This is a genomic window from Marinobacter sp. DUT-1 (assembly GCF_050379415.1).
Taxonomy (GTDB): Bacteria; Pseudomonadota; Gammaproteobacteria; order Pseudomonadales; family Oleiphilaceae; genus Marinobacter.
This window is the reverse complement of sequence record NZ_JBNRLS010000004.1, coordinates 459,709-479,746: the sequence shown is the minus strand read 5'-3', so window position 1 is coordinate 479,746 and position 20,038 is coordinate 459,709. Positions and strand designations below refer to the sequence as shown.

The following is a 20,038-nucleotide window of genomic DNA, read 5'->3' as shown; positions in this document are numbered from 1 at the left end:
ATAAGCATCTGATCTTGCCCAACCTGTCCGCACTTGCCGAAGATCGGCGGCTTTCGGGTGGCAGGTCAGGGCAGTCACAGTTAAAATGTCGGCAATATATCCTTTATAGACATGGGGTCTTTTCGCTCGAAATGGCATTGGTAACGCTGGGAATCAATCATCGCACTGCACCCGTGGACCTCCGGGAGCGGATAGCGTTCACCCCTGAGCGCATGGAAGAGGCGTTCGCCGAACTCCGTGTTGCCTCCGGGGCCAGCGAGGCGGCGATCCTCTCAACCTGCAACCGAACCGAATTGTATCTTGCCGGCGATGATGACTGCGCGCCTATGGTGCTGCGCTGGCTGGCCGGGTTCCACAACCTGGATGCGGCGGAGCTGGAGGAGGCCGTCTATGTCCATCGGGATGCGGATGCCGTTCGGCATGTCATGCGAGTTGCCGCCGGCCTGGATTCCATGGTGCTGGGCGAGCCCCAGATCTTTGGTCAGCTGAAAGACGCCTATGCACTGGCCCGCAAGCATGGCGCCAGTGGCTCGTTCCTCTCACGCATGTTCGAACAGACCTTCTCGGTTGCCAAGCGTGTGCGGACCCAGACCGCGATTGGTGAGAATCCGGTCTCTGTGGCCTATGCCGCAGTCAGTATGGCTCATCACATCTTTTCTGACCTGTCCCGCAACCGTGCGTTGCTGATCGGTGCCGGCAAGACCATCGAGCTGGTGGCCCAGCACCTCTCGGAGGCGGGCGTAAAGGACTTCGTGGTCGCCAACCGGACCCTGGAGCGTGCCCAGTCACTGGCGGAAGCCCATGGTGGCAAGGGGATTGTCCTGTCCGAGATACCGGGCTATCTCGCCGATGTGGATATCATCATTTCCTCAACGGCCAGCCCGTTACCCATCCTGGGGAAGGGTGCCGTGGAGCGGGCGCTGAAGAAACGCAAGCACCGTCCGTATTTCATGGTCGATATCGCAGTGCCCCGTGATATCGAACCCGAGGTGGCTTCTCTCGCCGATGTCTATCTTTATACGGTGGATGACCTGCGTCACGTGATCGAGGAGAATATCCGCTCCCGAGAGGGGGCTGCCCGGGAGGCCGAGAATCTGGTTACTGACGGGGTTCAGGCGTTCCTGAACCAGCTCAGGGCACTCGATGCCGTTTCCACCCTCAAGCAGTTCCGCCAACGTGCCGAGACGCTACGGGATGCGGAAACGGAAAAAGCCCTGCGGGCATTGCGCAACGGCAGTGATCCGGAAACGGTTCTTCGCAGCCTGGCCCGGGGCCTCACCAACAAACTTTTGCATGAACCTTCCGTACAGGTTCGCAAGGCCACCACCGAGGGCCGTACGGAGGTGACCGAGTGGCTGCGAGAGCTGCACCAGCTCGATGCCCTGGAAGCGGACGCCGCCACCACACCGGAAAAATTATGAAACCATCCATTCAGTCCCGCCTCGAACAGCTGGTTGACCGCTTCGAGGAGGTCAGCGCGTTGTTGAGCGATTCTTCCGTTATTGGCAATCAGGACAAGTTCCGGGACCTGTCCCGGGAGTTCGCCGAGATTGAACCGGTAGTTCATTGCTTCCAGGCCTGGCAGCAATCCCTGGAAGACATCGAAGCCGCCGAGGAGCTGGCGAACGATGGTGATGCCGACATGCGCGAGATGGCGGAAGAGGAACTGAAGAGCGCCCGCCGGAAAAGCGAGGAGCTGGACGAGGAGCTCCAGCACCTGATGCTGCCCAAGGATCCGAACGACCGGAAGAATGCCTTCCTCGAGATTCGAGCCGGTACCGGTGGTGATGAGGCGGCGATCTTTGCCGGGGACCTGTTTCGCATGTACTCTCGCTACGCTGAGCGCCGCCGCTGGCAGGTGGAGGTGCTTAGTGAGAGTGAGGGGGAACATGGCGGTTTCAAGGAGGTGATTGCCCGAGTTAGCGGCGATGGCGTCTACGGTGCACTCAAGTTCGAATCCGGTGCCCATCGGGTCCAGCGGGTGCCGGAAACCGAATCCCAGGGGCGTATCCACACCTCCGCCTGTACCGTGGCGGTGATGCCGGAGGCCGACGAGGCCGAGGCCGTCGAGATCAACAAGGGGGACCTGCGGGTGGATACCTTCCGTGCCTCTGGTGCCGGCGGCCAGCACGTCAACAAGACGGATTCGGCGATCCGGATCACGCATTTGCCCACGGGGATCGTGGTGGAGTGTCAGGAAGAGCGCTCCCAGCACAAGAACCGTGCCAAGGCCATGAGCCTGCTCGCTTCCCGCCTGCAGAACGCAGAAATCGAACGCCAGCAGAAAGCCCGGGCAGAGACGCGAAAAAGCCTGGTGGGTAGCGGCGACCGTTCCGAACGTATCCGCACCTATAACTTCCCCCAGGGGCGGGTGACCGACCACCGTATCAACCTCACTCTCTATAAGCTGGACGAGGTGATTGCCGGTGACCTTGACGCAGTGATCGTGCCGCTCCAGCAGGAACACCAGGCCGAGTTGCTGGCCGCACTTGCCGATGACCAGTAATCCCTCACTGACCTGTGAAACCCTGATTCGTGAGGCTTCAAACCGGATCACCAGCGATACTCCGCGCCTCGATGCGGAGCTCTTGCTCAGCCATGTCACCGGTCTGAGCCGGACCAGCTTTCGGGCCTGGCCGGAGCGGGTGGTTGAGCCGGCACAGGTGGAGGCTTTCGAAGCCCTGGTGACCGAGCGGGTCGCCGGCAAGCCGATTGCCTATCTGCTGGGGCATCAGGAGTTCTGGTCCCTGCCGCTGAACGTCAGTCCTTCCACACTGATCCCCCGGCCGGATACCGAGTGCCTGGTGGAGATCGCACTTTCGCTGCCATTGCCTGCCAATGCACGGGTGCTCGACCTGGGTACTGGCACCGGTGCCATTGCCCTGGCACTGGCCTCGGAGCACCGGGACTGGCAGGTCAGCGCCTGTGATACCGTGGCTGAAGCCGTCGTGTTGGCCCGCGAAAATGCCCGGACGCTGGGGTTGGCTGTCACGGTGATGCAGAGCTACTGGTTTGACGATCTGCCGCCTGGAAGCTTTGATCTGATTGTGTCCAATCCCCCCTATATAAAGGAAGGTGATCATCACCTCGCGGAAGGCGATGTGCGTTTTGAGCCGGGTTCGGCCCTGGTGTCTGGTGCAGATGGCCTGAATGATATCCGGGAAATTGTGGCACAGGCTCCGGACTGGCTGGCCCTCAATGGCTGGCTGCTGGTGGAGCACGGTTATGATCAGGCTGGAGCCGTGCAGGCGTTATTCCGGGCTCGCGGTTTCGGGTCGGTGGAAAGCCGGCAGGATTACGGCCAGCGTGACCGTATGACGCTCGGCCAATGGCCGGGCAATCCGGATAACAAATCATGACAGAAATGGGAGGCGGGTATGCTCAGTGACGAGGAGCTGCTGCGCTACAGTCGACAGATCCTGATGCCCCGGTTTGATATCGCCGGGCAGGAGAAGCTCAAATCCGCGCGGGTGCTGGTGATTGGCGCCGGCGGTCTTGGTTGTCCGGTGGCTCTTTACCTCGGAGCTGCGGGGGTTGGCCACCTGACGCTGGTGGACGACGACGATATCGAGCTGGCCAATCTCCAACGACAGATCGGCTTTGACCAGAGCCAGCTGGGGGATTCCAAGGCGGAGAGCCTGGCGGATCGGGTTCGCCGGATCAATCCGCTGGTGTCGGTGACCGCCCTGAAGGCCCGGCTTGATGGTGAAGAGCTGGCCCGGTGGGTGGAAGAAGCGAGTCTGGTGGTGGATTGCAGTGACAATTTCCACACCCGCTTTGCCCTGAACCGGGCCTGCGTTTCAGCAAAAGTACCGCTGGTGTCCGGTGCGGCCATCCGTGGTGAGGGGCAGTTGTCGGTCTATGATAGCCGTGTTGAAGGTAGCCCCTGTTATCACTGTCTGTATCCGGAGCAGGGTAATGAGGATCTGACCTGTTCCCAGGCCGGGGTGATTGCGCCACTGGTTGGGATGATTGGTTCGGCCCAGGCCATGGAGGCGATCAAGGTGATCACGGGGGTGGGCAAGCCGCTGGTCGGCCGGTTGCTGTTGCTTGATGCCTGGGAGATGCAGTGGCGCGAGATGAAGCTGGCGCGGGATCCTGATTGTCCGGTCTGTTCTGTCTAGCTTCGGTGGGTTGGCAGGGTCGGAACAGGCCTGTCCAAAACACGCTCCTGGCGGCACATCCCTGTGGCGCTTGAGCTCCGCCATCCATGGCTCCGCACAGTTTTGGACAGGCCTGTTCCGACCCTGCCCCTGGCCTGTGAGTCAGTTCTTCAGTTCCTGAAACTTTGCAATTGCTTCTTTTCTGCTTGCCTTGAGGTCAACAATCGGCCTTGGATAGCCTTTTGGAATAACCCCCCCTTTGCCCGGATCGTGGATCCGTTTATTGTCCAGTTTCGCCAGTTCCGGCACCCACTGCCGGATAAACTCGCCGTCCGGGTCGAAGCGTTCGCTCTGGGTCACCGGGTTGAAGACCCGGAAGTAGGGTGCCGCGTCAGTGCCGGTGGAGGCGCTCCACTGCCAGCCACCGTTGTTGGAGGCCAGGAAGCCGTCCACCAGTTTTGACATGAAGTAAGCCTCGCCCAGGCGCCAGTCGATGAACAGGTTCTTGGTGAGGAACATGGCGGTGATCATGCGCAGGCGGTTGTGCATCCAGCCGATTTCGTTGAGCTGTCGCATGGCGGCGTCGACGATGGGGATGCCGGTGCGTCCTTCTTTCCAGGCTTCGAAATTGTCACCGGGTGTGTTCCACTTCAGGGCTTCGGTTTCCGGCTTGAATGCCTGGTGCATGCTGACCCGCGGGTAGTGGTACAGGATGTGGATGTAGAAGTCCCGCCAGGCGATTTCGTTGGTCCAGGTGGCCAGTCCCTCCTGGTTGCCGCCCATACCCTGGGCCTGGCGTGCGGCCAGCAGGCACTGGCGGCCGGACAGTACACCATTGGCCAGGTAGGGTGACAGCTGGCTGGTGCCGCCGATGGCGGGAAAGTCGCGCTGGTCCTTGTAGGCGCCGGCCCGTTCCTGCAGGAAATTCTCGAGCCGGTCGTGGGCGGCATCTTCGCCGGTTTTCACCAGGGCGGGCGGCGCGTCCCGGAATCCTTCCGGTATGTCCTCGATCAGATCCGGTCTGATTGCATCGCCCCGGGCGGCCGGAATCGGGAACGGTTGTGGCGAGTTTTCCTCGATCCAGCTGCGCCATCGGCGGGCGAAAGGGGTGAAAACCGAGTAGGGGTCACCTTGCCCGGTGCGGATGTCGCCTACCGGGGCGACAGTCTGGTCGCGGTATTTGCACAGTTCAACGGGCAGGTCGGCGAGGCGCTGTTTCAAAGTCTTGTCCCGGCGGCGCTCGTTGATGCCGTACTCCTCGTTGAAATGGATCCGTGTGACGCCGTGTTCCCGGCAGTGGTCCAGCAGGAGGTCGAGGCTGTCATCGAACCGGCGCCCGTACAGGAAGGTCATCGGGATGCCGAGGCGTGCGAGGGTTTCGGCCAGGGCGTTGGCGTGCTCGATCACGAACCGGACCCGGGCCGGGGACCAGTCGTGTTCCCGCCATTGATCCGGTGTGAGGATATAGCAGGCGCGGACGGTGTCGTCTGTCTTGCAAACAGCGGTGAGCGCCGGGTTGTCGGCTGTTCGGAGATCGTTTCTGAACCAGACCAGTTGTGTCATTGAATTTCCTGTTGTTCCGGGACGACCTGTACGGGTAATCACGGTCCCTGTTGTAACAAAATCACTGACTTGGATATTCGCCGGGGTGGCAGGTTTGGATTATAGTTAATCCTGATTTGCCTATAGAAAAAAGGGACTTACCGGATGCCGAAAAAACCAAGTGAAGTGCGCCACGCGGTTCAGCCAACACCGGTGGATAACAGGGTCAGCCTCGGATGGCGGGAATGGGTTGCGCTGCCGGACCTGGATGTCTCCCGCATCAAGGCCAAGGTGGACACTGGTGCACGCACCTCCTGCCTGCATACGTTCCGGACCGAGCCCTATACCGAGAACGGTGAGCGTCGGGTCCGGTTCTGGGTGCATCCGGTCCAGAACGACCTGCACCATGTGGTGGAGTGCGATGCCCGCGTACTGGACGAGCGCGACGTCTCCGATTCCGGAGGCCACCGTGAACTGCGTCTGGTGATTGAAACCACAGTGGTGGTGGGTGATCAGAGTTGGCCCATTGAAATGACTCTAACCAACCGGGACTCCATGAGATTTCGCATGTTACTCGGGCGCACCGCCATGGCTGGTCGTTCGGTGGTGTTTCCTGAAGCTTCCTATCTTGCCGGTGAGCCGGTTATAAGGACCGAGAAATGAGAATAGCTGTACTGTCGCGGAACAAGAATCTCTACTCCACCCGGCGCCTGGTGGAGGAGGGTATCAATCGCGGCCATGAGGTGCGGGTCATCGACTGCCTGCATTGTTCCATGAACATCACCTCCGCCAAGCCCCAGATCAGTTACCACGAGGAAATCCTCGAGAGTTTTGATGTGGTGATTCCGCGTATCGGGGCGTCGGTGACCTTCTATGGCACGGCGGTGTTGCGCCAGTTCGAGATGATGGGCGTGTTTCCGGTCAACGAGTCGGTGGCCATCACCCGCAGTCGGGACAAGCTGCGCTCGTTGCAGTTGCTCGCACGGAAGGGTGTGGGCATGCCGGTCACCGGTTTCGCCAACAAGCCGGATAACGTGCCTGAACTGTTGAAAATGGTGGGCGGCGCGCCGGTGGTGATCAAGCTGCTGCAGGGTACCCAGGGTATCGGGGTGGTGCTGGCGGAAACCCGAAAGGCTGCGGAGAGTGTCATAGAGGCTTTCATGGGGCTGAAGGCGGACATCCTGGTCCAGGAGTTCATCAAGGAAGCCGGCGGTGCGGACATCCGCTGCTTTGTCATCGGCGACAAGGTGATTGCGGCCATGAAGCGACAGGGCGCGGAAGGGGAGTTCCGTTCCAATCTGCACCGTGGTGGCACTGCCTCACTGGTGCGCATAACACCGGAGGAGCGCCGCACGGCGATCATGGCGGCCAAGTCCATGGGGCTCAACGTGGCCGGAGTCGATCTGTTGCGCTCCAGTCGCGGTCCCCTGGTCATGGAGGTGAACTCCTCGCCGGGCCTGGAGGGTATCGAAAATGCCACCGGCAAGAATGTGGCGGGCATGATCATCAACTGGACCGAAAAGAACCAGAAGCCCTGGAAAACCAGAACCAAGGGAAGGGGCTGAATCATGGCGCGGGCACCGTTCGAGATTGCGGGCACCCAAATCAAGGCGGGGACACGGGAAACCGTCGAGGTTCCGGTCGCCAAGCTCTATACCCACACGCCGCTGCACATTCCGGTTGAGGTGGTGCACGGTCGCCGGGATGGGCCGGTGCTGATGGTTTGTGGCGCCATCCACGGCGACGAGATCAATGGTGTGGAGATCATCCGGCGGGTGCTGACCAACTCGGCATTGCGGCACCTGCGCGGTACCCTGGTGGCCGTGCCGATCGTCAATATCTTCGGTTTTGTCCAGCGCACCCGTTACCTGCCGGATCGCCGGGATCTGAACCGGTGCTTCCCGGGCAGTGAAACCGGGTCCCTGGGCGGGCGCATCGCCTATCTGCTGCGCACCCTGTTGATGGAGCGGGTCACCCATATTATTGACCTGCACACCGGCGCCATCCACCGGTTCAACCTGCCCCAGATCCGGGCGGAGCTGAAGAACCCGGAAACGGTGCGCATGGCCGAAGCCTTCGGAGCCCCGATCATCATCAATGCCAGTCTCCGGGAGGGGAGCCTGCGAGCTTACGCCGATTCCCAGGACATTCCGGTGATCACCTTCGAAGGTGGCGAGGCCCTTAGGTTTGATGACGTAGTCATCACCAGCGGCGTCAAGGGTGTAATCCGGGTCATGCGGGAGCTCGAGATGGTGCCGGCGAAGAAAGGGCCGAAGGCCCCGAGGAAGCGCTCGGAAACCGCGGCCAACTCCCAGTGGGTGCGCGCGGACATTGATGGCATCATGCGCCCGGTGGCCCGTCTCGGGCAGAAGGTTCGTAAAGGCCAGAAACTTGCCATGGTGGCCGATCCTTTCGGCGAGACCGAGGCAGCGATTACGTCACCCTGTTCCGGCATTGTGATCTGTGTGAACAACTTGCCGCTGGTGAACGAGGGGGAAGCCATTTACCACATCGCCCGCTTCGACGAACTCAGCGAAGCCGAGAAGGCCATGGACTATTTCCGCAGTTCCTTCGAAGCCGAGGTCAGTGAGGCGGTGGTGCCGGTCCATCCCTGGGACGAACTGCAGAAATAAGCCGGAACTCGGGAGTTACCATGATCTGGGATCAAACCATTATTGAACTGGCCCCGCTCCCGCGGGGCTTCCACCTGGTCACCAATGAGGTGCTGGCCCAGGCCCCGAGCCTGGCTAACTGCGAGATGGGGTTGCTGCACCTGTTTATTCAGCACACCTCGGCCTCCCTGGCGGTCAACGAGAATGCCGACCCGGACGTGCGCGGCGACCTGGAACGCCACTTCAATGTCATGGTGCCGGAGAATGCACCTCACTATGAGCATGTCATGGAGGGGCCGGACGATATGCCGGCCCATATCAAGAGCGTGCTGATCGGCCCGTCCCTGACCTTGCCGGTCTCGCGAGGCCACCTTGCCCTGGGTACCTGGCAGGGGATCTATCTCTGTGAACACCGGGACCGGGCCGGCAGCCGCCGGATTGTCGCCACGCTTCAAGGCCGGTGGTGAGGGGCCCGGTTTACGCCAACGTCCTTTCGAACCTCCTTCCAGTGTCTAAACTCAGGTATGGATATCCACCCATTGCCTCCCGGTAATGGGTGGGTTTCCACACATTCTGCAATACCTCTTTCAGTTCCTGGTTACTAAAGTGTTGTTTTATAGGTAGTTCCCGAAACTGGTCCGGTCCTTGCTGAGACAATAACTCACCGTGGCCGTTGACGGTCGCGTCAAGCACCCGACAACCAAAATGATATGGGGAGCACCCTCTATGAAGATCCAAGCCATTCTGGCAGCAGCCGTTGCCTCCGCCGCCATCGCCAGCCCGGCTATGGCCCAGGACAAATCTGACTGGCCCGAGAGCTTTACCATTGGTACAGCCAGCCAGGGCGGTACCTACTTTGCTTACGGTTCAGGCTGGGCCAACTTCATGGCCGAAAACCTGGGCATCTCGGGCGGTGCCGAGATCACCGGCGGCCCGATGCAGAACATGGCACTGGTGCATACCGGTGACCTGAACTTCGGCCTGACCACCATGGGCCCGGCCCGAGAATCAATGGAAGGCAAGAGCCCGCTGGCTCCGGGTATGGCGATGGACAACGTCTGTGCCATGTTCCCGATGTACGAGACGCCGTTCTCCATCACCACCCTGAGCAGCTCCGGCATCACCTCCATCGAGGAGATCCCGGACGGTGCCACCATTGGTTTCGGCCCGGCCGGCTCAACCTCTGATACCTACTTCCCGCGCATGATGGAAACCCTGGGCGTAGACTTCGAGCGCCGTAATGGCAGCTGGTCCGACCTGGGTGGTCAACTGCAGGATGGCCTGATCGATGTGGTGGCCTTCGCGGCCGGTATCCCAATTCCTGCAGTCAGCCAGCTGGAAGTCCAGACGGACGTCAACATCATCGGCATGACCGACGAGCAGGCCAAGACCATCACCGAGGCGTTCCCGGTCTCCGAGTTCGTGATTCCGGCCAGCACTTACCAGTCTCTGGAAGAGCCGTCCCGCGTGGTGTCCATGTGGAACTTCGCCATCGCGAACTGCGATGCACCGGAAAGCCTGGTGTATGAAATGGTCAGTCTGACCATGGAGAACAACGACAAGATGGTCTCCATCCACAAGGCAGCACGGACCACTGTTCCTGAAAACTACACCAAGAACAACGTACTGCCCTGGCATCCGGGCGCAGCACGCTGGTTCAACGAAAACGGCTACGAGATTCCGGAAAGCAAGATCGGCAAGTAACCGTTGTGTCTGAGGGGTCGCGTGGCGGCCCCCAATTTCCGGTTCTGAACCGGTCCGGCTTTTCCGATAGCAGGTTGCATCATGTCCACTGAACACGAAATCCAGCATTCGCCCCGGGTCACCGAGGACGAAGATCACATTCTCGCCCATAACGTCGACGAGGAACCCGTTGAGGCCAACCGCCGAATGTTTGAAGGCGGGCTGCTCAAGCTCGTCACACTGCTGACCATCGCCTATTCGTCATTCCATCTGTACACGCTGAATATTGCCCCATTGGAGACCTGGTCATTCCGGATCATCCACGTCGCGGGTGCCCTTTTCCTGGGGTTCATGCTGTATGCAGGGGCCCGTTTCGCCTCGGCAGAGGAAGGCGAGGCGCGCCACCGCTGGACCACCTGGATCGCCGGCGTGGCCATGCTGCCCGCCCTGTACGCGGTGTACCAGAGTTTTGCCTTCTACCAGATGCTTAACGACGGTGCGCTGCGCATCGCACCGGAACTGGAGACCTGGCACTACGGCTGGCCGCTGATTGCGGCAACGGCGGTGGGCATTGTGATGAGCTGGTTCCACCAGCGCGGTCGTGGGCGTTTCAGCCTGCCGGATCTGGTGCTGATGGTCTGTTCGGTTGCGGTCGCGGCCTATCTGCTGGTGGTGTTCAACACTCCGATCCGCATGTCTACGGGTACTCCGTTCTCGCCGGTGGGTATTTCTTTTGCGGCTGTCGCCGGTTCCGCCCTGATTCTTGAACTGACCCGCCGCGTGGCGGGTATGGCGCTGGTCATTATTGGCCTGGTGTTCCTGGCCTATGTGTTTGCCGGGCCTTATCTGCCCGGGTTCCTGGGCTACCCGGGGCTGAGCGTGAAGCGCTTCTTCAGTCAGGTATATACCGACGCCGGTATCCTCGGGCCGACGACGGCGGTTTCCTCCACCTACATTATTCTGTTCATCATCTTTGCCGCGTTCCTGCAGGCGTCCAAGGTTGGTGACTACTTCGTTAACTTCGCCTTTGCCGCGGCTGGCCGTTCCCGTGGTGGCCCCGCCAAGGTGTCGATCTTCGCTTCCGGCCTGATGGGCATGATCAACGGCACCAGTGCCGGTAACGTGGTGTCCACCGGTTCCCTGACCATTCCGCTGATGAAAAAGGTGGGCTACAAGAAGACCTCCGCCGGCGCGGTGGAAGCCGCTGCCTCCACCGGTGGCCAGATCATGCCGCCGATCATGGGCGCGGGCGCCTTCATCATGGCGGAGATCACCGGTATCCCGTACACCGAGATTGCCATTGCCGCGATTATTCCGGCGATCCTGTACTTCGCTTCCGTTTATTTTATGGTGGATTTCGAGGCCGCCAAGACCGGTATGCGCGGCATGCGTGAGGACGAGCTGCCCAAGCTCGGCCGCCTGATGAAGCAGTGTTACCTGTTTGTTCCGATTATCATCCTGGTCGTTGCCCTGTTCATGGGCTATTCGGTGATCCGGGCCGGTACCCTGGCTACCGTCTCTGCGGCGGTGGTGAGCTGGATCTCCCCGAACAAGATGGGGCTGCGTTCGATCCTGAGGGCACTGGATATCGCGTCGATCATGTCGATCCAGATCATCGTGGTCTGTGCCGCCGCCGGTATCATCGTCGGGGTGATTTCCCTGACCGGGGTTGGTGCGCGTTTCTCTGTGCTGCTGCTGGACGTAGCCGAGCACAGTAACCTGCTGGCGCTGATCTTTGCGATGTTCATCTCCATTCTGCTGGGGATGGGTATGCCGACGACCGCTGCCTACGCGGTGGCCGCGTCGGTAGTGGCACCGGGTCTGGTACAGCTGGGTATCGAGCCACTCACTGCACACTTCTTTGTGTTCTATTTTGCGGTGGTATCCGCCATCACGCCGCCGGTGGCCCTGGCTTCCTATGCCGCGGCTGGTATCTCAGGGGCCAACGCCATGGAAACCTCGGTAGCGTCCTTCCGGATCGGTATAGCCGCGTTCATCGTGCCGTTCATGTTCTTCTACAACGATGCACTGTTGATGGAAGCTGGCTGGTTCGAGATCGCCCGTGCCCTGGTTACGGCCACTTTCGGTGTTTATCTGCTCTCCGGTGGTGTCATGGGCTGGTTCGCCAAGGTGGCTGCGCCCTGGGTGACCCGGTTGTTGCTGATCGGTGCTGCTTTGCTGATGATCGAGGGTGGGCTCTGGACTGATCTTGGCGGTGTGGCCGTTGCGGTGCTGGCGTTCCTGATGCAGCGTCAGCGCCGGGCTCGGCTTGCACCGGCAGTATCCTGATGGTCTGAGCTGCATTCTGACCGGCCGGTACAGCTCCGGTTGTGCCGGTCCGGTCGGAGCGCTAGGCTAGCGCTTTTCCCGGAACTCTCTGCCATGTCTCTCCGAATCGGTGCTGTCCTGCTATTGCTGATCACTCTGGGCCTGTCCTGGGTACTGGGCGGCTGGGCCGGCTACCGGCAGGTGGAGCAGGAGAGCCTTGAGGAATCCTTCCGCTACCGGCAGCTGGTGGCCAATGAACTGAACCGTTACCTTCCGATACCGGAACTGATGGCGGAACATCCGGTCATGGAGCAGGCGCTCCTGAACCCCGATGATCCCCGGGTCATTCTCCAGGCCAATGAAGAAATGCAGAGAATGGCGACCATTGTTGGTAGTTCCGATGTTTACCTGATGGACACCTCCGGCCTGACGATCGCTGCCAACAACTATCTTCAGGAAGACAGTTTTGTTGGCAGCAATTATGCTTTCCGTCCCTATTTTTCCGAGGCCGTGGGGACCGGGGATTCGGTTATCTATTTTGCCCTGGGCCTGATGTCCGGTGTTCGGGGTCTGTACTTTTCACATCCGATTCGCAGTGACCGGGGCAGGATCCTGGGTGTGATCGCAGTGAAAGTGCTGGTACATGAGCTGGAATCGCAGTGGCACCGTCCGGCGTCGTTAAGTGAGGCGGAAATGGTGGTTCTGGATGGTTCCGGGATCAGCTTTCTGGCCAGTCAGCCAGCGTGGCTTTACCGGGACTTTTCCGGAGGTCAGCAGGGAGAGCTGCCTCTGGAAACCCGCCAACGCTATCCGGACCGCGAACTTCGGCCCATGGAGACCGAGCAGTTGGGGCTTCCCTGGGGACTATCTGAAAAGTCCGCCAAGATCCGCATCCAGTCTCCGGAAGGAGATCGCCAGGACTACCTGGCAGTCCAGACCCCGCTGCCGCGTCTGGACTGGACACTCCAGGTGATGGTTTCCACAGCGCCGGTGCTGTGGACCCGTCTGGCTTTTGTGATTGGCGGCCTTGCAATTTACCTGGGTGTACTGCTGGCGTGGTTGTATCTGAGGGAGCGCTATCGCCGCGAGGCCGAGCTGGCCCTGCGAGGCGAACAGCTGGAACGCCGGGTGGCCGAGCGTACCCGGGACCTCGAACACTCCAATCAACAGTTGCTGGAGGAGATCCGTGAGCGGGAGCGGGCCCAGAGTGAGCTTCGGGAAACCCAGCAGGAGCTGATCCAGGCAGCCAAGCTGGCGGTGCTGGGGCAGATGTCGGCGGGATTGAACCACGAAATGAACCAGCCGCTGACGGCAATCCAGACCTATGCCCGTAACAGCCGCCGCTTTCTCGAGAAGGGCGCGACGGACATGGTGGACGCCAACCTTTCGGAAATCCTCATACTGTGTGACAAGATGGCGGAGCTGACCCGGCAGTTCAAGGTGTTCGCCCGCAAGTCGGAAGGGCCGCCGTCGGTTGTAGATCTGCGCCTGTCGGTGGATGCGGCCCTGAAGATCATCAAGGCCCAGAAGAACAGTGGTGGAATCGATATCCAGTGGAATCGTCCGGAAGAGCCGGTGATGTGCCATGGCGACCTGATCCGGATCGAGCAGGTGATGGTGAACCTGCTGGCCAACGCGGCCCAGGCCGTGGAAGAGCGCGAAGCGCCGGTGATCACCATCGATGTGGAAACGGACGACGGTGACTGGCGCTGCATCGTCCGGGATAACGGTTACGGGCTGCCGGGTAATACCGAGCAGATTTTTGAACCCTTTTTTACCACCAAGGCTGTCAAGCAGGGACTGGGGCTTGGCTTGTCCATTTCACGGCAGATCGTCGATGCCCTGGGTGGCACGCTCACCGGACGTAACCGCCCGGACGGCCCCGGCGCAGAATTTGTACTGACCTTGCAACAGCGGGAGGCAATGGAATGACACAACCTTCGGTAATCTTTGTGGATGATGACCCGCACATTCTGCAGGCCATGGCCCAGACCCTGACCCTCGAGGACTTGCCGGTGGCCTGTTTCGAAGGCGCGGCCCCGGCTCTGAAAACCATCACGGCCGACTTCGAGGGCATTGTCCTGTGTGACTACAACATGCCCGGCATGGATGGCCTGCAAATGCTGGAACAGGTCCGGGCGGTGGATGACAGCATTCCGGTCATTATCCTCACCGGTCAGGGCGATATCAGTACCGCGGTCACCGCCATGCAGCAGGGGGCCTATGACTTCATCGAAAAGCCCTTCGATCATGAGGAACTGATCGAACTGTTGCGCCACGCCCTGGAAAAACGGCACCTGGCGCTGGAAAACCGGCGGCTGAAAGCCCAGTTACGGCAGATGGCCAAACCTGGGCCGCGGATTCTCGGGGATTCGCCGTCCATGCAGAAGGTGATGTCGACCATTGACCCGATCCTGGATATCTCCGCCAACATCCTGCTGCACGGCGAGACCGGTTCCGGCAAGGATGCCCTGGCCCGCTACATCCACGAAAACAGCCCGCGCAGTGCCCACAATTTCGTGGCCATCAATTGCGGTGCGGTGCCGGAAAACCTGATCGAGAGCGAGCTGTTCGGTCATGAAGCCGGTGCCTTCACCGGAGCGGAAAAACGGCGGATCGGCAAGATCGAGCACGCGCACAAGGGCACCCTGTTCCTGGACGAAGTGGAAAGCATGCCCATGCCCCTGCAGATCAAGCTGCTGCGGGTGCTGGAGGAACAGAAGGTCGAGCGCCTGGGTAGCAATCAGGTGCAGGATGTGGATGTTCGCATTATTGCCGCCACCAAGGCGGACCTGAAAAAACTCAGCGATGACGGGGAGTTCCGGGCAGATCTGTATTACCGGCTGAATGTGGTCAAGGTGGACATCCCGCCACTTCGGGAGCGCAAGGAAGACATCCCCCTGTTGTTCCACCACTTTGTGCTGATTGCCGCCGCCCGCTACGACCGCGAGAGCGTGCCCCTGGATGCCGGCCAGGCAGCCCGCCTGATGCAGAGATCCTGGCCGGGGAATGTCAGGGAATTGCGGAACCTCGCCGAACGTTATGTGCTGCTCGGCCCGGCCGCGCTGGATGAGAACGAACCGGGCGGTGAGGGTAATATTTCAGGCCGACAGACTCTGGCCGAAATGATGGACGGCTTCGAGCGCACGGCGATTGTCAGTGCCCTCAACGCCTGTCACGGCAGCATCAAGGACACCATGGTCCAGCTCGGCATTGCCCGCAAGACCCTCTACGACAAGATGAAAAAGCACGGCCTGGACAAGGCCCAGTTCAAGGATTGAGCCCGCCTGGATTGTCACGGTGTCCAAGCAGCTATAGTTAAGGGGCAGCTTGGGACAGAGGGTTACCTGAACCGTGATGAAACAGCCACTTCCCCGGGATCGTCTCGACGGCCTCCTGGGCAATCCGGCAGGCCTGGACGCCCGGGAGCGGCTGGAACGCCGAAAGCGCTACGGGGCCAATGTCATTGTCGAGTCGGCCCGGCACGGGATCTGGAGTGTTCTGGCGGACAGTCTCCGGGACCCTATGCTCTGGTTTCTCGTGGGCACGGCCGTCGTCTTTCTGCTGGTCGGTGAGTTGACCGAAGCTTTGGTGTTGCTGGTTGCGCTGGTTCCGTTTCTGGGAATGGACGCCTTCCTGCACCATCGAACCCAGGTTTCCACCTCCACACTCAGGAGCCAGCTCGCCTCGGTGGCACGGGTCCGGATTGACGGTCAGGTGACCGAGGTGCCCTCGGAGGAGGTTGTCCCCGGAGACCTGCTGGAAGTGCGAAGTGGTGAGCCCTTTCCCGCCGACGGCGTGATTGTCGACGTAGAGAATCTCCAGGTCGATGAATCGGTGATTTCCGGTGAGGCCTATCCTGTCAGAAAAGCCCGTTTTTCGGATCCGGAGGCCACGCAGACAAACGAACAGACCCGGGATAACGGCTGGGCATTCGCCGGCACCCGGGTGCTTACGGGTACCGTCCGGATACGTGTTGCCTATACCGGCCCCGAGACTCTGTACGGTGAGATAGTACGTACGGCGGTGGAGGGCACCCAGGGCCGGACGCCCCTTCAGCTCGCGGTTGCCCATCTGGTCAAGGTCCTGCTCTGGATAGCGTTGGCCATCTGCGGCCTGCTTGCCATGACCCGACTCTGGCAGGGGCATGGTTGGCTGGATGCCTTGCTCAGTGCGGTCACGCTCGCGGTCGCTGCCCTGCCCGAGGAGTTTCCCGTAGTACTGACATTCTTCCTCGGCCTGGGCGTATTTCGCCTGGCACGGCGGGACGCGTTGGTCCGGCGTGCCGTCGCGGTCGAAAATATCAGCCGGACGACCTGTATCTGCTGTGACAAGACCGGAACGCTCACGGAAGGGCGTCTGGTTCTCGCCCACTGGTATCCGGCTGACCAGGTCGAGGAATCCGTGCTTCTGGATACCGCGGCCCGGGCCAGTCGTGCTGACTCCGGTGATCCCATGGATCACGCGATTCTGGCGGTGGCGGGCGCGCTTCCGGAGAGGGCGGTAGTGGCGAGGTTTCCGTTCACCGAGCAGCGTAAGCGCGAGACCTCCTTCATTCTGCAGGGCAACAACCTCTGTGCCACAGTCAAAGGGGCGCCCGAGACGGTGCTGGCCATGTGTACGGAATCGGCGAGCGGTCAACGTTACTGGCAGGAGAAAGTAGGTGAGCTGGCTGACTCGGGGCATAAGGTTATCGCCTGTGCCCGGCAACAATTGGTCGAAGGGGCTGACCTGACCGTTGAACCCGGTTCGGGATTCCGGTTTGCCGGGCTGCTGGCGTTTGAAGACCCGGTCAGGGAGGGTGTAGCCGAGGCCCTTGCCAGTTGTGACGCATCGGGGGTTCGGGTGATCATGGTGACCGGGGACCATGCCGGCACGGCGACGGCGGTGGCCAGGCAGATTGGTCTGGGCGCTGGCAAGCCACGCGTTATGACCGGGGAGGAATTTCTGGGCAAGCTCGCAACCGGGGAAGTTCAGGTGCTGGACCAGGTGGATGTGGTGGCCCGCGCCGTGCCCTCGGTGAAACTGGAGCTGGTACAGGCCCTGCAACGACGCGGAGAGATTGTGGCGGTCACCGGGGACGGCGTGAACGATGTCCCGGCGCTCAAAGCGGCGGACATCGGCATCGCCATGGGGGAGCGTGGAACACGGAGTGCACGGGAGGTATCGGCCATCGTGCTTATGGACGACAATTTCCGAACGATCGTCCGAGCCATGGAGGAGGGCTGGCAATTGTTCCGGAATCTCCGGCTGAGCTTCCAGTACCTGCTGATGATCCACATTCCGCTGGTCCTGACTGCCTCACTGATTCCGCTACTCGGGTTTCCGGTCCTGTACCTGCCCATCCACGTCGTCTGGCTGGAGCTGATCATTCATCCGACCGCCATGCTGGTGTTCCAGAATCTTCCGGAGCATTCCAGGTTGCCGACAACACCGCCCGGCAAGCGGGTACGCCTTTTCTCCAGGACAGATACGCTGCAGATTCTGCTGGTCGGGTTTCTGACCACCGGTCTGGTGTACTGGAGCTACCTTCGGAGTCTGGGCGAACCTCAGGGCGTGGAGCACGCCCGTTCGATGGCCCTGGCGGCGCTCATTGTCGCCGGTGCCGTAATAACTGCCGGGCTAAGTCGTTTGAGGGGAAAGGTGGCTGTGGTGATTACGGCTGGCGGGGTGCTGTCAGCACTGGTACTGATCCAGATGCCCTGGACTGCGCATTGGTTACACCTCACTCCCCTGCACCTGGAGGACTGGCTACGAGCAGTGCTCACCGGCGCGCTCGTTGCCATTCCTTTCGTTACCCGAGCCCTACGGTGGGGGCGCGCCTCCGCTGTCAGTTCATAGCCTGGATTGACAGTGGTGACTGACCTCCCGGGGCCAGCAAGGGCAGGGCCACCTCTCCGGTCACCTGCACCGCCGGCACCACCGGATCCCGGGAGAAAGACCCGGCAAAGGTGGGATGCTGGCCATACAGCATCAATACCAGTTGGTCTCCAGGGTTGAGTCGTTCGGCAATACCAGTGAGCTCAACGGTGTGCTGGCCCAGCCCGCGCAGGGGGTGCACCTGTTCATCGATCAGCTCCGGCGCTACCTGGTTCTGGCGAATCACGCCGATACCGGCAAAGACAATGCTGTCGCAGGTGCCCGCGTGCAGGATCGGATCGGAACTTTCCAGACACTGGGCATCCAGCTCCGGCAGTCCAGTGCTTACATTCAGATTGGCCGTGGGAATACCGGCAACAACCGCTTCCGATTCCAGGGTTTCCAGGGGAACCACGGTGGGTGCGATCCCGGCAGCACCAATCAGTACAGACGCAGGCAACGGGTTACCCAGAGCATCGAAGCCCACCGGGAAGGTAACGCCGCCGGTGGTAATCTCCGGCGTCGAGATGGCATCGCCCGGCGCCAGGGTATAACAGATCTGCTGGCCAGTAGTGATAACGTTGTCGGCATTGCCCCGGCCAAGTAGCTTTTCATTGAACCAGGCCACCGCAGCCCGGTTCGCACTGATGTCACCGCATCTGGCGAGCGCATTCAGGTCGCCGCTGGCCAGGCTTGGCAACTCACCACCGTAGAAGGTGAGATTGGCCAGGGTTTCCTGGATCAGGCCGACGTTGGGGGCCAGGTAGTGGTGGCTGAACGGGTAGGTCAGCAAACGGACATCGCCCCCGGCGGCCTTGAGGATCCGGTAGTTTTCCGCCGCCTCGTTGAACGGGAACAGGCTGTCGCGCATGCCCTGGAACATCAGCACGTCCACCGGGTAGGGCGCACGGGGCGGTGTCTTGACAATATAGCGGCCATCGCTGGTCAACGGGAGCTGTCCGGTGACCGGCTCCAGCAGGTAGTCGTCGGTGTTGCCGTTATCCAGTAAGGCAAGTTCGCGCTCGTTCTGCCAGAAATAGCTCGGGCTGTGATAATGGAAGAAATCCAGGGCGCTGTCCGGGAAAACGCCTGTGGTAATGCCGTCGATCAGGGAGCTGCGCAGGTATGGATCCATGGATAGTCCGGTCTGGGTATCACCCATCACTGACAGGAAGGCCAGCCAGTAGTTCTTGGTAACGTTTCCTGGATTCAGGCTATAGGTCAGGTCATGCCAGGTGATGTGGGGCACCATGGCATCCATACGCTGGTCAGGATCGATGTTGTAAAGCAGGTATTGGAAGCCGCCGCCGTAGCTGCCACCGATGCCACCCAGCAGCAGGTTGTCCTGCTCGTATTTCAGGTAATCCAGGTTGACCTCGGCCCAGTCCACGATCTGTACCAGGTCCTGTCCCTCCAGGTCCGGATCCATCACCCGGATAGTACCGCCGCTTTCCCCGTGGCCGCGCTGGTCGATACTGATCACCGCATAGCCCGCATCAATCAGGGGTTCGATGGGGGCCAGCGGGTCGCTGCCCGCCTCGGTCGAGCGGGAACCGCTGAAGCCGTGTCCCTGCAGGATCAGGGGGTGCCGGGTCTCGCAGTCAAACTGGGTGGGTTCGAATACCTGGAACACGATGGCTGCGCCATCGACCCGTGAGGGCATCTGCACACGGTAGCTGCGGCCACCGCTCAGGTCGGTGCCTTGGGAGCAGGAGGCCGCCGCGAGTTCCGCGTCGCTGTCCGGCAGTGGCCGCTTGTAGTGGGTCGGGTTGGAGCTGCTGACGACGGGCTCTTTCTGTTGATTCTGGACGTCAGTTCCGTCATTCCCGGAAGAACTACCGCCACAGCCACTGAGGGCAGCCGCCGATAGCCCGGCAAGGGTGAACAGGATGAGGTTTCGCATGATATCGCCTTTGTCGTTTGTTATTACGATGTGTCACGTTTGAGATAGGGATCACATTAATTCGATAA

15 protein-coding genes are annotated in these 20,038 nt (G+C 60.8%); 13 read left to right on the top strand and 2 right to left on the bottom strand.

The window, feature by feature from the left end; translation table 11 throughout:
• Positions 1-131 precede the first annotated feature (131 nt).
• Genes hemA through ACQUTG_RS15400 form a run of 4 tightly spaced genes read left to right on the top strand, consistent with a single transcriptional unit; the run spans position 132 to position 4,124 of the window.
• On the top strand, positions 132-1,421 hold the full coding sequence (gene hemA, locus ACQUTG_RS15415) for a glutamyl-tRNA reductase (protein ID WP_428920255.1): 1,290 nt from the start codon (positions 132-134) through the stop codon (positions 1,419-1,421).
• Positions 1,418-2,506 (top strand): peptide chain release factor 1, encoded by a 1,089-nt coding sequence (prfA, locus tag ACQUTG_RS15410; RefSeq protein ID WP_428920254.1) that lies wholly within the window; start codon positions 1,418-1,420, stop codon positions 2,504-2,506. Before hemA ends, prfA begins: the two co-directional genes overlap by 4 nt.
• On the top strand, positions 2,496-3,359 hold the full coding sequence (prmC, locus tag ACQUTG_RS15405) for a peptide chain release factor N(5)-glutamine methyltransferase (protein ID WP_428920253.1): 864 nt from the start codon (positions 2,496-2,498) through the stop codon (positions 3,357-3,359). Before prfA ends, prmC begins: the two co-directional genes overlap by 11 nt.
• An 18-nt stretch (positions 3,360-3,377) precedes the next feature.
• Entirely contained in the window at positions 3,378-4,124 is a 747-nt protein-coding gene (locus ACQUTG_RS15400) for a HesA/MoeB/ThiF family protein (protein ID WP_428920252.1), read from the top strand.
• A gap of 141 nt (positions 4,125-4,265) precedes the next feature.
• On the opposite strand, the gene phrB is transcribed toward ACQUTG_RS15400, so the two are convergent.
• Positions 4,266-5,666, bottom strand: coding sequence for a deoxyribodipyrimidine photo-lyase (gene phrB, locus ACQUTG_RS15395; RefSeq protein WP_428920251.1), 1,401 nt, complete (start codon positions 5,664-5,666; stop codon positions 4,266-4,268).
• 144 nt (positions 5,667-5,810) lie between these two features.
• On the opposite strand from phrB, the gene ACQUTG_RS15390 reads away from it, so the two are divergent.
• The 9 genes from ACQUTG_RS15390 (at position 5,811) to ACQUTG_RS15350 (ending at position 18,049) form a co-directional block, all read left to right on the top strand.
• Complete coding sequence (locus ACQUTG_RS15390; protein WP_428920250.1) at positions 5,811-6,308, top strand: ATP-dependent zinc protease family protein; 498 nt, start codon at positions 5,811-5,813, stop codon at positions 6,306-6,308.
• Entirely contained in the window at positions 6,305-7,210 is a 906-nt protein-coding gene (gene rimK / locus ACQUTG_RS15385) for a 30S ribosomal protein S6--L-glutamate ligase (RefSeq protein WP_428920249.1), read from the top strand. Before ACQUTG_RS15390 ends, rimK begins: the two co-directional genes overlap by 4 nt.
• Before the next feature lie 3 nt (positions 7,211-7,213).
• Complete coding sequence (locus ACQUTG_RS15380; protein ID WP_428920248.1) at positions 7,214-8,278, top strand: succinylglutamate desuccinylase/aspartoacylase family protein; 1,065 nt, start codon at positions 7,214-7,216, stop codon at positions 8,276-8,278.
• A 20-nt stretch (positions 8,279-8,298) separates the two neighbouring features.
• Positions 8,299-8,724 (top strand): secondary thiamine-phosphate synthase enzyme YjbQ, encoded by a 426-nt coding sequence (locus ACQUTG_RS15375; RefSeq protein ID WP_428920247.1) that lies wholly within the window; start codon positions 8,299-8,301, stop codon positions 8,722-8,724.
• Between the two features lie 259 nt (positions 8,725-8,983).
• Positions 8,984-9,961 (top strand): TAXI family TRAP transporter solute-binding subunit, encoded by a 978-nt coding sequence (locus tag ACQUTG_RS15370; protein WP_428920246.1) that lies wholly within the window; start codon positions 8,984-8,986, stop codon positions 9,959-9,961.
• Positions 9,962-10,042: 81 nt separating this feature from the next.
• Positions 10,043-12,229 carry a TRAP transporter permease gene (locus ACQUTG_RS15365; protein ID WP_428920245.1) on the top strand — a complete coding sequence of 729 codons (2,187 nt, stop codon included), beginning with the start codon at positions 10,043-10,045 and terminating at the stop codon, positions 12,227-12,229.
• A 93-nt stretch (positions 12,230-12,322) separates the two neighbouring features.
• Positions 12,323-14,140: a sensor histidine kinase gene (locus ACQUTG_RS15360; RefSeq protein WP_428920244.1), complete on the top strand. Its 1,818-nt coding sequence runs from the start codon at positions 12,323-12,325 to the stop codon at positions 14,138-14,140.
• On the top strand, positions 14,137-15,489 hold the full coding sequence (locus ACQUTG_RS15355) for a sigma-54-dependent transcriptional regulator (RefSeq protein WP_428920243.1): 1,353 nt from the start codon (positions 14,137-14,139) through the stop codon (positions 15,487-15,489). The genes ACQUTG_RS15360 and ACQUTG_RS15355 overlap by 4 nt, the downstream gene beginning before the upstream one ends.
• 76 nt (positions 15,490-15,565) lie before the next feature.
• The gene (locus tag ACQUTG_RS15350; protein ID WP_428920242.1) at positions 15,566-18,049 is read left to right on the top strand and encodes a cation-translocating P-type ATPase; all 2,484 of its coding nucleotides are present in this window, start codon (positions 15,566-15,568) and stop codon (positions 18,047-18,049) included.
• On the opposite strand, the gene ACQUTG_RS15345 is transcribed toward ACQUTG_RS15350, so the two are convergent.
• On the bottom strand, positions 18,039-19,970 hold the full coding sequence (locus ACQUTG_RS15345) for a CocE/NonD family hydrolase (RefSeq protein WP_428920241.1): 1,932 nt from the start codon (positions 19,968-19,970) through the stop codon (positions 18,039-18,041). The two genes, ACQUTG_RS15350 and ACQUTG_RS15345, sit on opposite strands and share 11 nt — an antisense overlap.
• Positions 19,971-20,038: the final 68 nt, after the last annotated feature.

Bases quoted from the DNA above. Each gene is read 5' to 3' on its own strand.
- hemA (WP_428920255.1), top strand. From the start codon at position 132: ATGGCATTGGTAACGCTGGGAATCAATCATCGCACTGCACCCGTGGAC.
- prfA (WP_428920254.1), top strand. From the start codon at position 1,418: ATGAAACCATCCATTCAGTCCCGCCTCGAACAGCTGGTTGACCGCTTC.
- prmC (WP_428920253.1), top strand. From the start codon at position 2,496: ATGACCAGTAATCCCTCACTGACCTGTGAAACCCTGATTCGTGAGGCT.
- ACQUTG_RS15400 (WP_428920252.1), top strand. From the start codon at position 3,378: ATGCTCAGTGACGAGGAGCTGCTGCGCTACAGTCGACAGATCCTGATG.
- phrB (WP_428920251.1), bottom strand. From the start codon at position 5,666: ATGACACAACTGGTCTGGTTCAGAAACGATCTCCGAACAGCCGACAAC.
- ACQUTG_RS15390 (WP_428920250.1), top strand. From the start codon at position 5,811: ATGCCGAAAAAACCAAGTGAAGTGCGCCACGCGGTTCAGCCAACACCG.
- rimK (WP_428920249.1), top strand. From the start codon at position 6,305: ATGAGAATAGCTGTACTGTCGCGGAACAAGAATCTCTACTCCACCCGG.
- ACQUTG_RS15380 (WP_428920248.1), top strand. From the start codon at position 7,214: ATGGCGCGGGCACCGTTCGAGATTGCGGGCACCCAAATCAAGGCGGGG.
- ACQUTG_RS15375 (WP_428920247.1), top strand. From the start codon at position 8,299: ATGATCTGGGATCAAACCATTATTGAACTGGCCCCGCTCCCGCGGGGC.
- ACQUTG_RS15370 (WP_428920246.1), top strand. From the start codon at position 8,984: ATGAAGATCCAAGCCATTCTGGCAGCAGCCGTTGCCTCCGCCGCCATC.
- ACQUTG_RS15365 (WP_428920245.1), top strand. From the start codon at position 10,043: ATGTCCACTGAACACGAAATCCAGCATTCGCCCCGGGTCACCGAGGAC.
- ACQUTG_RS15360 (WP_428920244.1), top strand. From the start codon at position 12,323: ATGTCTCTCCGAATCGGTGCTGTCCTGCTATTGCTGATCACTCTGGGC.
- ACQUTG_RS15355 (WP_428920243.1), top strand. From the start codon at position 14,137: ATGACACAACCTTCGGTAATCTTTGTGGATGATGACCCGCACATTCTG.
- ACQUTG_RS15350 (WP_428920242.1), top strand. From the start codon at position 15,566: ATGAAACAGCCACTTCCCCGGGATCGTCTCGACGGCCTCCTGGGCAAT.
- ACQUTG_RS15345 (WP_428920241.1), bottom strand. From the start codon at position 19,970: ATGCGAAACCTCATCCTGTTCACCCTTGCCGGGCTATCGGCGGCTGCC.